This window comes from Pseudonocardia alni, assembly GCF_002813375.1.
Classification (GTDB): domain Bacteria; phylum Actinomycetota; class Actinomycetes; order Mycobacteriales; family Pseudonocardiaceae; genus Pseudonocardia; species Pseudonocardia alni.
In genome coordinates this window covers 2,490,378-2,503,470 of sequence record NZ_PHUJ01000003.1, presented here as the reverse complement: position 1 = coordinate 2,503,470, position 13,093 = coordinate 2,490,378, and the positions used below count along the sequence as shown (strand labels likewise).

The following is a 13,093-nucleotide window of genomic DNA, read 5'->3' as shown; positions in this document are numbered from 1 at the left end:
CGGCCAGCCCGGGCCTCGCGGTGTCCGACCCCCGTCGGACACCGCTGCCACGCGGGCGGCGGCGGGTCCGGCGGTGCTCCCCAGCCCGCCGGCTCCCGTGATGACCCTTCAGTCGTCCGATGCGGCCCGGGAGTTACGCACACTCGCCATCAGGAATGCGATCCCCGCCACAACGGCGGTCCCGGCGAGCACCCAGCGCAGGTCGACGACCTCCCACGGGGCGATCCCGAGGACCCCGCACACCGCGACCAGCAGCGACAGGACCCCGGCGACGAGGGCGAACGGGTCGGCGCGACGGGCGAGCGAGCTATCCACGGGTGACCTCCACGGTTCCCAGCTCGGCCCGCAGGTCGAGCTCCAGCACCCGGCCACCGGGTCCGTCCGGGCCGGGGTCGTTCACGGTCAGGTCCACGTCCTGCCCGGTGCGGGTCTGCCCGTCGACGGTCAGGTCGCCGGTGCCCACCGAGCTTCGGACGAGCAGGTCGGCGTCGCGCGGGACGCGGATCTCCACCGCGCCCGCGCCGACCTCGGCCCGGGTGCGGACCGGTCCGGTCGCGCCGGGCGTCGCGGTGAGGTCGAGGCGGGTCAGATCGAGCTGGACCGCACCGGTGCCGCGCCGGTACTCCGGGGCGAGCTGCGCGACGGTCGCGGGGGCCTCGACGGTCTCCCCGATGCCGCCGCGCACGGCCCAGCCGTCGGGGCCGACGGCGTCGTTGAGCGGGATGGTGGCCGCCGTGACGAGCGCGAGCAGCACCGCGAACGGCACCAGCCAGCGTCCGGCGCGCCGCAGCGCGCCGACGACCAGCCCGACCCCGACGACGGCGAGCGCGGCCCCGGGGACGGCCGAGGCCGGCACCGCACCCGGTGCGGCCAGGGCGAGCACCCCCACCATCCCGGCGACGACGAGCGACACGGCCAGCGTGATCGGTGTGAGCGTCGAGCGGGGCGCCGGAGGCGGCCCCGGCTCCGGTCCCGGTTCGGGCAGGTCCCAGGCGAACGGTGCGGCGCCGAGCGGGTCCCAGGCCGGTGGCGTCACCTGCGCCACGGTGGGGGCGTGCGGGTCCGCGACCCACGGCACCACGGGTGTCGGCGACGCGGCGGCCTCCCGGGCCCCGGGCCGGTTCCCCCGGGTCACGTGCAGCGCGACGAGCAGCGCGACGGTGACGACGGCGGGGATGACGCGGTCGGCGGACAGCACCAGCGGGACGGCCAGCAGCGCGGCCAGGACCAGCAGCGTCACCGACAGCGCCGACGACGGTCCGCTGCGCGGCGGGACCGGGCTGCCGGGCGGGCCGGCGTCCGGCAGGACCGCGCAGCCCGCCAGGTAGAGCGGGATGCCGGGGCCCACGATCGCGGCGACGACGAACCCGACCCGGACCAGCGTCGGGTCGATCTCGTAGCGGCGCGCGATCGCGGCGGAGACCCCGGCGAGCTTGCGGTCGTCGCGCGGACGCAGGGGCCGGGAGTCCCACATGTCGCGCATGGTGTTCCGGGCCGTCGACGACGCCGACGGTGGTCGGCCGCTCCCGGGCAGCTGCGTCTGGTTCATGGCGTCGAGCCTGCCGTCCGGGCGGGCCCCGGCGTCTCGGGGAGAACCCCGAGAGGACCCCGGTCCCGATCCCGAGGGGATCCGGCGCGGGTCGTGTGACGATGGGGTCGTGAACAGCTCGGACCCCTCGACCGGTACCGCACCGGGGTCGGCGGACGCGCCGACGCGGCCCACCGCCGCTCCGTGGGCGGCCCCGTCGCCCGGTCTCGCGCTGCCCGGTGCCGCGCTGCCCGGCGCCGCCGCACCCGGGGCGACCGTGTCCGGAGCTGCCGGGCCCGGGGCCGACGGGGGACCGGGGCCGACGGTGCCCGTGCCCGCCGGCCCGGTGCCCCCGCCGCCCGGAGAGACCGTCTCCCCGCGGCCGGGCGGCCCGGTACCGCCGCGCCCCGGTGCACGCGTCCCGCTGGCCCGGCGCCGCTCCGGCCGGATGGTCGGCGGCGTCGCGGGCGGGGTGGCCGACCACCTCGGCGTCGACGTCCGCTGGATCCGGGCGGCCTTCGTCGCGCTGACCCTGCTCGGCTGGGCGGGGGTCCTGGCCTACGGCCTGCTGTGGGTGTTCCTGCGGCAGGAGGCCTCCGTCGTCGAGCGGACCGTCACCCGGTCCGAACGCCTCCAGGCCGCCGGGCTGCTGACGCTGGGGCTGGGGTTGTCGCTGGTCGCGGCGACCTCGGGTTCGGCCGTGCTCGGCTGGATCGCCGGCCCGCTGGGGCTGGCGACGGTCGGTGCGGCCGTCGTGTGGCGGGAGGCCGACGAGGCGCAGCGACGGCGGTGGGCGCGCGACGCCCGCAGCCGCGTCACGGGCGGTCGTGCGGCGCTGGCCCGCACCGTGCTCGGCGCCGCGCTCGTCCTGACCGGGCTGGCGGTGTTCCTGCTCGGCAACCTGGACCTGAGCCAGGTGCGGTTCGGGATCCTCGCGGCGCTGGCGACGCTGCTGGGCGTCGCGGTCCTCACCGTCCCCTGGTGGGTACGGCTGGTGCGCGACCTCGGCGAGGAGCGCCGGGCCCGCGCGGTCGCCGCCGAGCGCGCCGAGATCGCCGCGCACCTGCACGACTCGGTGCTGCAGACCCTCGCGCTGATCCAGCGCCAGTCCGGCGACCCGCGCGAGGTGCAGCGGCTGGCCCGCGGCCAGGAGCGGGAGCTGCGTGCCTGGCTCTACGGGCCGGGCGGACGCGCCCGGGGCGGCGGCGGCAGCCCGGACGCCGTGGAGACGCTGCTGTCGGCGGCGATCACGCGCGTCGCGGGCGAGGTGGAGGACACCTACGCGGTGGCCGTCGGCCCGGTGCTGGTCGGTGACGCCGAACTCGACGACGACCTGCGCGCCCTGGTGCTGGCGGCACGCGAGGCGATGGTGAACGCGGCGAAGCACTCGGGGACGTCCGAGGTCGACGTCTACGTCGAGGTCGAGCCCGCCTCGGACGAGGGGCCGGGCGCGGCCGAGGTGTTCGTGCGGGACCGCGGCACCGGTTTCGACCCGGATGCGGTGTCCGACGACCGGCACGGCCTCGCGGACTCGGTGCACGCCCGGATGCGCCGCCACGGCGGCACGGTCCGGATCCGCACCGGGGCCGGGGAGGGTACGGAGGTGCGGCTGTCGATGCCGCTGACGGAGGAGGAGACGGCATGACCACCGCCGACGTGCCGGGGACACCGGCCGGTCCGGGCGACACCGGTATCCGGGTCTACCTGGTCGACGACCACGCGTTGTTCCGGTCCGGCGTGCGCGCCGAGCTGGACCGTGGCGACGGGCGCAGCCCCGTGCTGGAGGTCGTCGGTGAGGCGGGCTCCGTCGACGAGGCGGTGGCCGGCGTCGGGCACCTCGCGCCGGACGTGGTGCTGCTCGACGTGCACATGCCCGGCGGAGGGGGCGCGGAGATCCTGCGCCGGGCGCGCGCGGCGGGCACGGAGTCGGTGTTCCTGGCACTGTCGGTGTCCGACGCCGCGGAGGACGTCATCTCGGTGATCCGGTCCGGCGCCCGCGGCTACGTCACGAAGACGATCTCGGGCCGGGACCTCGCCGACGCCGTGCGACGCGTACGGGCCGGTGACGCGGTCTTCTCACCACGCCTGGCCGGGTTCGTGCTGGACGCGTTCTCCGACCGGCCGGGTGCGGCACCGCCGGTGGACCCGGAGATCGACCAGCTGACCAAGCGGGAGCGGGACGTGCTGCGGCTGCTGGCCCGCGGCTACGCCTACAAGGAGATCGCGAAGGAGCTGTTCATCTCGGTGAAGACGGTGGAGACCCACGTGTCGAGCGTGCTGCGCAAGACGCAGACGTCGAACCGGCACGAGCTGTCCCGCTGGGCTTCCGACAGGAGGCTCGTGTAGGTCGCGCAGCGACCGGAGCGTGCCGGAAGGAGCATCGGCACGGACAGGAGGCTCGTGTAGGTCGCGCAGCGACCGGAGCGTGCCGGAAGGAGCGTCGGCACGGACCGTCGGCCGGTCCGACACGGCACGTGCGCCGGCACCGACACGGCCCCGGTCCCCGCTGTGCGGGGGCCGGGGCCGTCGTCGTGGGTGCGGCGTCAGCCGCCCAGCAGCCCGCCCGCGCCCTTCGTGACGCCGCCGAGCACCCCGCCGACCGGCTCGGTCACGCCGGACAGGGCGCCCCCGACCGGCTCGGTCACCGTGCCGGCCACCTGCCCCACGGGCTTCGTGACGGCCTGCAGCGGCTGGGTGGCGTCCGAGGACGAGGAGCCGGTGTCCGCGGTGGCCTTCTTCGCGGAGGTGTCGAGGAGCCCGGTGACCGGCTCGGCCGCCTTCAGGACCGGGCCGGTGAGCGGCTCCGTGCTCCTGAGGACGGGCTCGGTGACCGGCGACAGCGCGCCGAGCACCGGCGTCGTCACCGGCTCGAGGGTGTCGGTGAGGGGCCGGGTGACGGGCTTGACCGCGTTCGTCACCGGACGGACGGCCTCGGTCACGGGGGACACGGCACCGCCGAGGGTCTTCCCGACCGGCGCCGCGGCCTGCGCGACCGGGGCGACGACGCCACCGACGGCGTCCCCGACCGGGCGGACGTTCTCGGTGACGTCCTGGATCGGGCCGGTGCTGGTCCCGCCGCGCGACGGCGACGTGCCGGTCACGGGCTCGAGGATGTTGCCCGCGGACGGCCGGTCCGGGTTGTTGATCGGGGCGACGATCGGGGCGAGCGGCGAGCCCGTCCCACCGGAGCCGCGCGGAGCCGGGACCGTCGGCGACGACGGGGACCCGGTGCCCGGGTTCCCGGTCGAGGGCGAGGTGGGCGTGCGGGGCGCGGGGACCGCGACGGCGGGCCCGGCGGCGGTGCCCGGTGCGCGGCCCGCCGCGACGGCCTGCGCCGGCTGCTGCGGACCGAAGGCGACGGCCATCCAGTCGGTGGCGCCGGGGGCGGTGGCGGGCGCGTCCGGCAGCGGCGAGCTCAGCGCCACGTTCGCCGGGAGGTACTGGGCGGGCAGCGTGTCCGGGGTGTCGCCCGCGGTGGGCAGGCCGAAGCCGGGGAACAGGCCGTCGGCGGCGGCGCGCGCGTCGGAGTTCTCGGTGCCGACGCCGTTGTAGAGGGCCGCGCCGAGCACGGAGCCCGCGGCGAGCAGCGCGCCGGCGACCACACCGGCGCGACGGCGCCCCGACACCTGACGGCCGGTCCAGCCGTCGGCGCCGGCCGCGGCGCGGGGCTGCGGGAGGTCGATGTCCGGCCAGCCGCCCGGGGCACCCGCGGCGGCGATGTCACCGGCCGATGCGGCGTCGGCGGCCGCACCGTCGGCCACCGGGGGACGCCCCTCACGGCGCAGCAGGTCACCGACGGACAGGACGGGCCCGGTGAGCGGCCCCGCACCGTCGGAGGACGCGTGGGATGCACGCGAGTGACGCGCCAGCAGTTCGGCGACGCTCACCACGTCGCGGGGCCCGGTGGCGCCGGGGGCGCCGGGGAGCGGGGCTCCGGCAGGTGTGTCGGTCACGGCCGCACGTCCTCCTTCGGATCATTTCGACCCGGGAAGATGTACCGGAAAGAGCCCTCTATCCCCAAGTGATCACACTCCGCTCGTCGCAGGTCACCCGATCGGGTGGTTCCCGTTCATCGGCCGTATCCGACCGCTCGGCCTGCTCGTTGCCTCGCAAGGCAACCATTGCGCAAGCCTGCCCCGACCCGAACCCCAGGTGGGGCCCGTGTGGGCGTGTCGCCCTGTGTACTGCGCGTGAATCGCCGAGCGGTCGCCGCTCCGGCCCCCGTCGCCGGGCGCGACCGGGTGTCACACGGTCGTCAACGGCCGCCGAGACGTCCGCGGCCCAGCCGCAGCAGCATCATCGCCAGCTCGCGGCCCTCGGGGCCGAGGTCGGCGAACCGGTCCAGCACCGCCATCTCGCGGCTGTAGACGATGCGCGGTCCGCCCGCGGCCATGCGGGCGGCGCCGATGCGCTTCGAGACCTCGGTGCGGCGGAGGATCGCGTCGAGGATCTCGGCGTCGAGCCGGTCGATCTCCCGGCGCAGCTGTTCGATCTCGGGGTCGGCTCCGGTGCGCACCTCGGTGCTCGTGCCGGAGCTCGGCTGCGGGGCTGCGGGGTCGGTCATGGTCTCCTCGTCTCGGTCACGGGCCGTCGGGACCGAGGACATGCGAACGCCCCGGGTCCGTCGGACTCCGGGGCGTGCGGGTGGCGTCTGGGCTCAGACGGGCGGCGCAGCGGGAACCGGGGTCCGGTACCCGTAGCGAAATCGCCCGTCGTGAGCCACGCGGCGAGTGTAGACCACCCGGCGCACCGGGCCGCCGTGGTTTCCGGGACCGGCGACGCCGGAGCGGGGTCGTCGGACCCCCGGCGTACCGTGTTCGACACGATGAGTGCGCTGTTCGAACTCCCCGGGACGGGCCCCGACGCCGCTGCCGAGCCGACGACGGCCCAGGGCCGCCGCCTGCTGGACGGCCTGAACGACCGCCAGCGGGAGGCCGTGACGCATGCGGGTTCACCGCTGCTGATCGTCGCCGGAGCGGGGTCGGGGAAGACCCGCGTGCTCACCCACCGGATCGGCTGGCTGCTCGCCGAGCGCGGGGTGCACCCCGGCGAGGTCATGGCGATCACCTTCACCAACAAGGCCGCGGCCGAGATGAAGGAGCGCGTCGACGCCCTCGTCGGACGCCGCTCCGGGCCCATGTGGGTGTCCACCTTCCACTCCATGTGCGTGCGGATCCTCCGGCGCGAGGCCAAGCACCTCGGCGTGCGCAGCGCCTTCTCCGTCTACGACGCCGACGACACCCGCCGCCTCGTCGGCATCGTCGGGCGCGACCTGGAGCTGGACCCGAAGAAGTTCGCCCCGCGCGCACTGGCCGCCCAGATCTCCAACCTGAAGAACGAGCTCGTCTCGCCGGACGAGGCCGCCGAGCGCGCCGCCACCGACCACGAGCGGCGCATCGCCGAGGTCTACGGCGTCTACCAGTCGCGGCTGCGCCAGGCGAACGCCTTCGACTTCGACGACCTGATCATGGAGACGGTCTCGCTGCTGGACCGGCTGCCGGCCGTCGCCGAGTACTACCGGCGCCGCTTCCGGCACGTCATGGTCGACGAGTACCAGGACACCAACCACGCCCAGTACGAGCTGGTCCGCCAGCTCGTCGCGCCGGCCACGGCGAACGGGCGTCCCGGCGAGCTGTGCGTCGTCGGTGACTCGGACCAGTCGATCTACGCCTTCCGCGGCGCGAACATCCGCAACATCATCGAGTTCGAGCAGGACTTCCCGGACGCGCGGACCATCCTGCTGGAGCAGAACTACCGCTCGACCCAGACGATCCTGTCCGCGGCGAACGCGGTGATCGCCCGCAACCCGGAGCGGCGGGACAAGCGGCTGTGGTCCGACTCGGGCGACGGCGAGCGCGTCGTCGGCTACGTCGCGGACAACGAGCACGACGAGGCGTCGTTCGTCGCCCGCGAGATCGACCGGCTCGTCGACACCGGCGAGTACCGCAACTCCGACATCGCGGTGTTCTACCGGACCAACAACCAGTCCCGCGTCTTCGAGGACGTGTTCCTGCGGGTCGGGCTGCCCTACAAGGTCGTCGGCGGGGTGCGGTTCTACGAGCGCCGCGAGATCCGCGACGCGCTGGCCTACCTGCGGGTGCTGTCCAACCCGGAGGACACGGTCAGCCTGCGCCGGATCCTCAACGTGCCCAAGCGCGGCATCGGGGACCGGGCCGAGGCCGTCGTCGCCGAGTACGCCGAGCGCGAGCGCACCTCGTTCGCCCGCGCGCTGCGCGCCGCCGCCGAGGAGCCGCAGCGGCTCCCCGCCCTGGCGACCCGCTCGCAGAGGAACATCGCCGGGTTCGTGCGGATGGTCGACGAGCTGCGCGAGCTCGTCGAGCGCGGCGACGACACCGCCGAGGTACTCGAGGCCGTCTACGCGCGCACCGGCTACCTGGAGGAGCTGCAGGCGTCGGAGGACCCGCAGGACGGCACCCGGATGGACAACCTCGCCGAGCTCGTCACGGTGGCGCGGGAGTTCGCGGGGGACGCCGCCGTCGCGGACCTGGCGCCGGACGGCGGGGCCGCGATCGGGTCCGGTGCCGCCCCCGCCGACGGGGCATCCGACGGCGCGGCCCCCGAGGGCGAGGCCGACACCTACGACGACACCCCCGACGGTGTCCCGGAGCCCGGCTCGCTGGCCGCGTTCCTGGAGCGCGTCGCGCTCGTCGCGGACGCGGACTCCATCCCCGACGACGACTCCGGCGTGGTCACGATGATGACCCTGCACACGGCGAAGGGCCTCGAGTTCCCGGTGGTCTTCCTGACGGGCTGGGAGGACGGGATCTTCCCCCACCTGCGCACCCTCGGGGACCCGAAGGAGCTCGCCGAGGAGCGCCGGTTGGCCTACGTCGGGATCACCCGCGCGGAGAAGCGGCTCTACCTGTCCCGGGCGATCGTCCGGTCCGCGTTCGGGCAGCCCAGCACCAACCCGGCGTCGCGCTTCCTCGACGAGGTGCCCCCGTCGCTGCTCGACTGGCGGCGCACCGAGGAGCAGCTCGCCGCACAGCGGCCGTCGGCGCCGGTGGGGCGGTTCGGGTTCGGGAAGCGGCCGCAGGCGACCGACCGCGGGAGCTGGAAGGTCCCGGAGAGGTCGCTGAACAACCAGTCGCTGCACCTCGACGTCGGGGACCGGGTCAACCACGACAAGTACGGCCTGGGCACCGTCGTCGCGGCCGACGGCATCGGCCCGCGCGCGACGGTGACGATCGACTTCGGCTCGGGCGGGACGGTCCGGCTGATGCTGATCGGCGGCGTCCCGATGCAGAAGCTGTAGACCTCAGTCGTCGTCGCGGTCCTGCGTCGCGGCCTCGGCCGGGGTCAGCACCTTCACCGACCCGAACGCCCCGACGACGTGCACGTCCACCGCCCGGTCGCCCGGCGCGGCGCACGCCGTCGGGCAGTCGGTCGAGCCGAACACCGTGAACCCGGAGACGTCCGCCCGGACGCCCTCGGGCACCACGACCTCGACCGAGCCGAACAGCAGCACCCCGCCCACCCGCGGGGCATCGGCCTGGACCCCGATCGTGCGGGACCCGAACACCGTCACGCCGTCGGTCAGCGGCAGCACCTGCGACCCGCCCCAGACGGCGGCGACGACCAGCGCGGCCGTGGCGAGGATCCCGCCGGCGCGCCGCCCGGCGGCCGCGGCGAAGTCGCCGGTCGGTGCCGGAGCCGGGAGGGCCGTGGTCGGCGCCTGCTCGACGGCGGCGGTGCCGGCCGGGAGGTCGCGGGTCAACGGCTCCAGGTCGGCGCGGGTGCGGGCCGCCCAGGCCTTCGCCGAGCGTTCCTCGTACTCGGGCAGGGACAGCCGTCCCTCGCCGTGCGCGCGCTGCAGCCGGGCGTCGACCGCCCGTCGCTCGCCGTCCCCCACCCGGTACGCCGACTCGTCCGCCACCCGGCCATTCTGGACCGTCCGGGCGGGGCCGGGGAGCGGCGCCCGCCGATCAGGCGTCGCGCGAGCCCGTCGCCGCGGTGACGTCGAGGCCGCGTGCGGCCAGCCACGGCAGCGGGTTGATCTTGGTGCCGTCCGGCTCCCACACCTCGAGGTGCAGGTGCGGGCCGGTGGACTGGCCGCGGTTGCCGACCTCGGCGATCTCGTCGCCGGCCTCGACCTGCTGGCCCTCCTGCACGAACGACCGGTTGATGTGGCCGTAGACGGTGCTGGTGCCGTCGGGGTGCTTGAGCACCACCCACATCCCGAAGCCGCTGGCGGGGCCGGACTTCTCCACGACGCCGTCGGTCAGGGCGAAGATCGGGGTGCCGATCGGGGCGGCGAGGTCGATGCCCTTGTGCTGCACGCCCCAGCGGGCGCCGAAGCCGGAGGTGAACCGGCCGGCCGTCGGCATGACCAGTGCCTCGCCGTTGTACATGACCGCCTTCGGGGCGCCGTGCGACATCGCGGTCGTCACGGCCCGCTCCAGCTGGGCGGCCTCGCGGCCCATCCGGGCGGCCTTCGTCAGGTTGGCGACGTCGACCTTCGAGGTGGAGTCCAGGTCGGGCAGCGACGCGGCCTGCGCGGAGAGCTGCTCGCCGCCGATCGCGGAGGTGTCCATCGGGGCGGTCGTGTTGGCCGGGCGGGTGTCGCTGGACACCGGCAGCATCGCCGAGGCGGCGAGCCGGGCGTAGGACTCCTCGACCGCGGCCTCACCGCCCCAGCCGGGCACCCCGAGGGCACCGGCGACCGTCTGACCGGCCGCGACCAGGGCGCCGCCGGCCGCCGCGGCGACGGTCACACGGGTACGCGAGACCACCGGCGGGGGAGCCGGGAGCGCCGGGAGCCGGTGACCGACCGGCGGCACAGGGGGGAGCGTGCCGGGCCGGGCCTCCGGTCGCGTGGCGCCGCTGGGGAAGCGGTGGCGCGACAAGACTGCCCTTCTGGTGTTCAGGGCGCCGCGGGCCGTTCGGCGGTGATCGTCGGAGTGGGGGCTCCGTCGGGGGATGGCGTCGTTCGGGGCGACACCGATCACCGTGACCGGTCCGTGACGTGGACAACGCGACGGTAACCCGGGCCCCGCCGAGCGGCAACGGCGGCCCGCCGCGCGGTTGCGGACGGTCGTGGATCATCGACGACCGGTCGGGCGGTCGGCGACGCGACGGCGAACGGAGGGTCCCGTTCCCCCGCCCGGACCGGACGCTCAGGCGCCTTCGGCGGCGTGCCGGCCGACCAGCCGCAGCGACCCGCGCAGCCGCCGGTCGCGCACCCGGTCGTGCTCGCGCCGCTCCGCCTCCCCGCGGGCCAGCGTGCTCGCCACGAAGTGCACGGTGCGCCGGTCCACCGGCAGCGCGAGATGGCCCACGTCGTCGAGCTCCAGCTCGGTGACGTCGAGGTCCGGGTGACGCAGCCGGGAGTTCCGCTGCGGGACGATGATCTCGTCCATCCGCGACCAGACCACCAGGAACCGGGTCCGGCAGCCGGGGGCCGGTTCGTCCAGCTCGCGCAGGATCGCGGAGCCGGGGCAGAGCTGGCGGCACAGCGGCAGCGGTGCGATCCGGGCCAGGTTGCTGCCCGAGTGCGGGCTGCCGAGCGTCGCCAGGGTGTCGACGACGGCGTCGCCCCCCATCCGCTGCACGTAGTAGCGGGCGATCACCCCGCCGAGGGAGTGCCCGACGATGTGCACCCGGTCCGACCCGGTGGCCTCGCGCAGCCGTTCGACATGGCCGCGCAGCTCGTGCGCCGCGGTGCGGACGTCATCGGTGAACAGGCTGTAGTTGATGGCGTGCACCACCCCGAAGCCGCGCCGGCGCAGCTCGTGGGCGAACACGGTGAACACCGAGCGGTTGTCCATGATGCCGTGGACCAGCAGGATCGGCGTCCCGGCGGCGGTGGGGTCGGCGACGACCAGGCTGCGCTTGACCGGCGGCAGGCTGTCGGTGCGCCAGTGGCCGTGCGGCCGGACGGTCTCCTCGGCCAGCCCGATCGGGTACAGCGCCAGGTGCGCGGCCAGCCAGGCGCCCTCCAGTGCCAGCCCGCGCAGTCCCGCACGCGAGGTGAAGGTCCGCGCGGCGTAACCCGCCGCCTGCCCGAGATCGGACGTCGCGGCCGTCACTGTCGACAGCGCCCCGTCGGCGATCGCGCGCAGGCGAGCGCCTCCGGGTAGCGACGTCGCCATGCCCGAAAGGTAAGGCAGGTCACAGGATTCCGCTGTGTCGCGGGACGATCGGTGGCCCCGATCACTCGGTCGGTCGATCTGAATCGAGCACTGCGCCGACGGGGTGACAGCGGTCACCGGCCCAGGTCAGGACCGGTGCGCGCGGCGTGGCTAGGCTCCCCGACGCAGCATCACCGACGTCCGCGACCGCTGCCGCCCGCCACCTGTGCGGGGCGCGCCCGGAGAACGAGCCGGGGTCGCGCCGGTCGCGGCGAGAGCGAAGTGGAGCGGGAGAGCCGAGTGGACCTCTACGAGTACCAGGCGAAGGACCTCTTCGCCGCGCACGGAGTCCCGGTGCTGCCGGGCCGGACCGTGGACAACGCCGCCGACGCGGCGGCCGCGGCGGCCGAGCTGGGCACCGCCGTCGTGGTCAAGGCACAGGTCAAGACCGGTGGTCGGGGCAAGGCCGGCGGCGTGAAGCTGGCCGAGAACGCCGACGAGGCCAAGGAGAAGGCCGAGGCCATCCTGGGCCTCGACATCAAGGGCCACACCGTGCACCAGGTCCTGGTCACCGAGGCCAGCGACATCGCCGAGGAGTACTACTTCTCCTTCCTGCTGGACCGGTCCAACCGCACCTTCCTGGCCATGTGCTCGGCCGAGGGCGGCATGGAGATCGAGCAGCTGGCCGTCGAGCGCCCGGACGCGCTGGCCCGGATCGCCATCGACCCGATCGCCGGTGTCGACAAGGCCAAGGCCGACGAGATCGTCGCCGCGGGCAAGATCCCGGCCGCCGTCGCCGACGAGGCCGCTAACGTGATCGTGAAGCTCTGGGAGACCTTCGTCTCCGAGGACGCGACGCTGGTCGAGGTCAACCCGCTGGTCCGTGACCCGCAGGACAAGGTGATCGCCCTCGACGGCAAGGTCACCCTGGACACCAACGCCGACTTCCGGCACCCGCAGCACGCGGACCTGGTCGACGAGCGCACCGAGAACCCGCTCGAGGCGAAGGCCAAGGCCAAGGGCCTCAACTACGTCAAGCTCGACGGCGGCCAGGTCGGCATCATCGGCAACGGCGCGGGGCTCGTCATGAGCACCCTCGACGTCGTCGCCTACGCCGGCGAGGCGCACGGCGGGGTCAAGCCCGCCAACTTCCTCGACATCGGCGGCGGCGCCTCGGCGCAGGTGATGGCCGACGGCTTGGACGTCATCCTGGGTGACGACGAGGTCAAGAGCGTCTTCGTCAACGTCTTCGGCGGCATCACCGCGTGCGACGCGGTCGCCAACGGCATCGTCGAGGCCCTCAAGATCCTGGGCGACGACGCGACCAAGCCGCTGGTCGTCCGCCTGGACGGCAACAACGTCGAGGAGGGTCGTCAGATCCTCGCCGACGCGAACCACCCGCTCGTCACCGTGGTGGGCACGATGGACGACGCGGCCGCCAAGGCCGCCGAGCTCGCGAACGCTGGAGCCTGAG

At 75.0% G+C, this 13,093-nt stretch carries 11 protein-coding genes; 4 read left to right on the top strand and 7 right to left on the bottom strand.

Annotation, left to right across the window (positions count from 1 at the left end; genetic code table 11):
- Positions 1-108: 108 nt before the first annotated feature.
- Both ATL51_RS12480 and ATL51_RS12475 read right to left on the bottom strand, forming a co-directional pair.
- The gene (locus ATL51_RS12480; protein WP_100878710.1) at positions 109-315 is read right to left on the bottom strand and encodes a hypothetical protein; all 207 of its coding nucleotides are present in this window, start codon (positions 313-315) and stop codon (positions 109-111) included.
- On the bottom strand, positions 308-1,549 hold the full coding sequence (locus ATL51_RS12475) for a PspC domain-containing protein (RefSeq protein ID WP_100878709.1): 1,242 nt from the start codon (positions 1,547-1,549) through the stop codon (positions 308-310). Before ATL51_RS12475 ends, ATL51_RS12480 begins: the two co-directional genes overlap by 8 nt.
- A gap of 304 nt (positions 1,550-1,853) precedes the next feature.
- Here ATL51_RS12475 and ATL51_RS12470 point away from each other — a divergent pair, with 304 nt between their 5' ends.
- Together ATL51_RS12470 and ATL51_RS12465 are read left to right on the top strand one after the other, a co-directional pair.
- Positions 1,854-3,173 carry an ATP-binding protein gene (locus ATL51_RS12470; protein ID WP_392567399.1) on the top strand — a complete coding sequence of 440 codons (1,320 nt, stop codon included), beginning with the start codon at positions 1,854-1,856 and terminating at the stop codon, positions 3,171-3,173.
- Positions 3,170-3,874, top strand: a complete 705-nt coding sequence (locus ATL51_RS12465) for a LuxR C-terminal-related transcriptional regulator (protein ID WP_073576423.1) — start codon at positions 3,170-3,172, stop codon at positions 3,872-3,874. Before ATL51_RS12470 ends, ATL51_RS12465 begins: the two co-directional genes overlap by 4 nt.
- Before the next feature lie 197 nt (positions 3,875-4,071).
- Here the strand turns inward: ATL51_RS12465 and ATL51_RS12460 are convergent, their stop codons facing one another.
- Together ATL51_RS12460 and ATL51_RS12455 are read right to left on the bottom strand one after the other, a co-directional pair.
- Positions 4,072-5,481, bottom strand: a complete 1,410-nt coding sequence (locus ATL51_RS12460) for a hypothetical protein (RefSeq protein ID WP_100878707.1) — start codon at positions 5,479-5,481, stop codon at positions 4,072-4,074.
- 302 nt (positions 5,482-5,783) lie between these two features.
- Positions 5,784-6,092 (bottom strand): chorismate mutase, encoded by a 309-nt coding sequence (locus ATL51_RS12455; protein WP_100880674.1) that lies wholly within the window; start codon positions 6,090-6,092, stop codon positions 5,784-5,786.
- Positions 6,093-6,353: 261 nt separating this feature from the next.
- Between ATL51_RS12455 and ATL51_RS12450 the strand changes: the two genes are divergently transcribed.
- Complete coding sequence (locus tag ATL51_RS12450) at positions 6,354-8,804, top strand: UvrD-helicase domain-containing protein (protein WP_100880673.1); 2,451 nt, start codon at positions 6,354-6,356, stop codon at positions 8,802-8,804.
- 3 nt (positions 8,805-8,807) lie between these two features.
- On the opposite strand, the gene ATL51_RS12445 is transcribed toward ATL51_RS12450, so the two are convergent.
- From ATL51_RS12445 to ATL51_RS12435, 3 genes are all read right to left on the bottom strand, one after another.
- A complete protein-coding gene (locus ATL51_RS12445; protein WP_100878706.1) occupies positions 8,808-9,425 on the bottom strand; it encodes a DUF1707 SHOCT-like domain-containing protein in 618 nt (205 codons plus the stop codon).
- Positions 9,426-9,474: 49 nt separating this feature from the next.
- Positions 9,475-10,263, bottom strand: coding sequence for a M23 family metallopeptidase (locus ATL51_RS12440; protein WP_301549003.1), 789 nt, complete (start codon positions 10,261-10,263; stop codon positions 9,475-9,477).
- A 402-nt stretch (positions 10,264-10,665) separates the two neighbouring features.
- Entirely contained in the window at positions 10,666-11,640 is a 975-nt protein-coding gene (locus tag ATL51_RS12435) for an esterase/lipase family protein (RefSeq protein WP_073576420.1), read from the bottom strand.
- 261 nt (positions 11,641-11,901) lie between these two features.
- Here ATL51_RS12435 and sucC point away from each other — a divergent pair, with 261 nt between their 5' ends.
- A complete protein-coding gene (sucC, locus tag ATL51_RS12430) occupies positions 11,902-13,092 on the top strand; it encodes an ADP-forming succinate--CoA ligase subunit beta (protein ID WP_301549002.1) in 1,191 nt (396 codons plus the stop codon).
- Position 13,093: the final 1 nt, after the last annotated feature.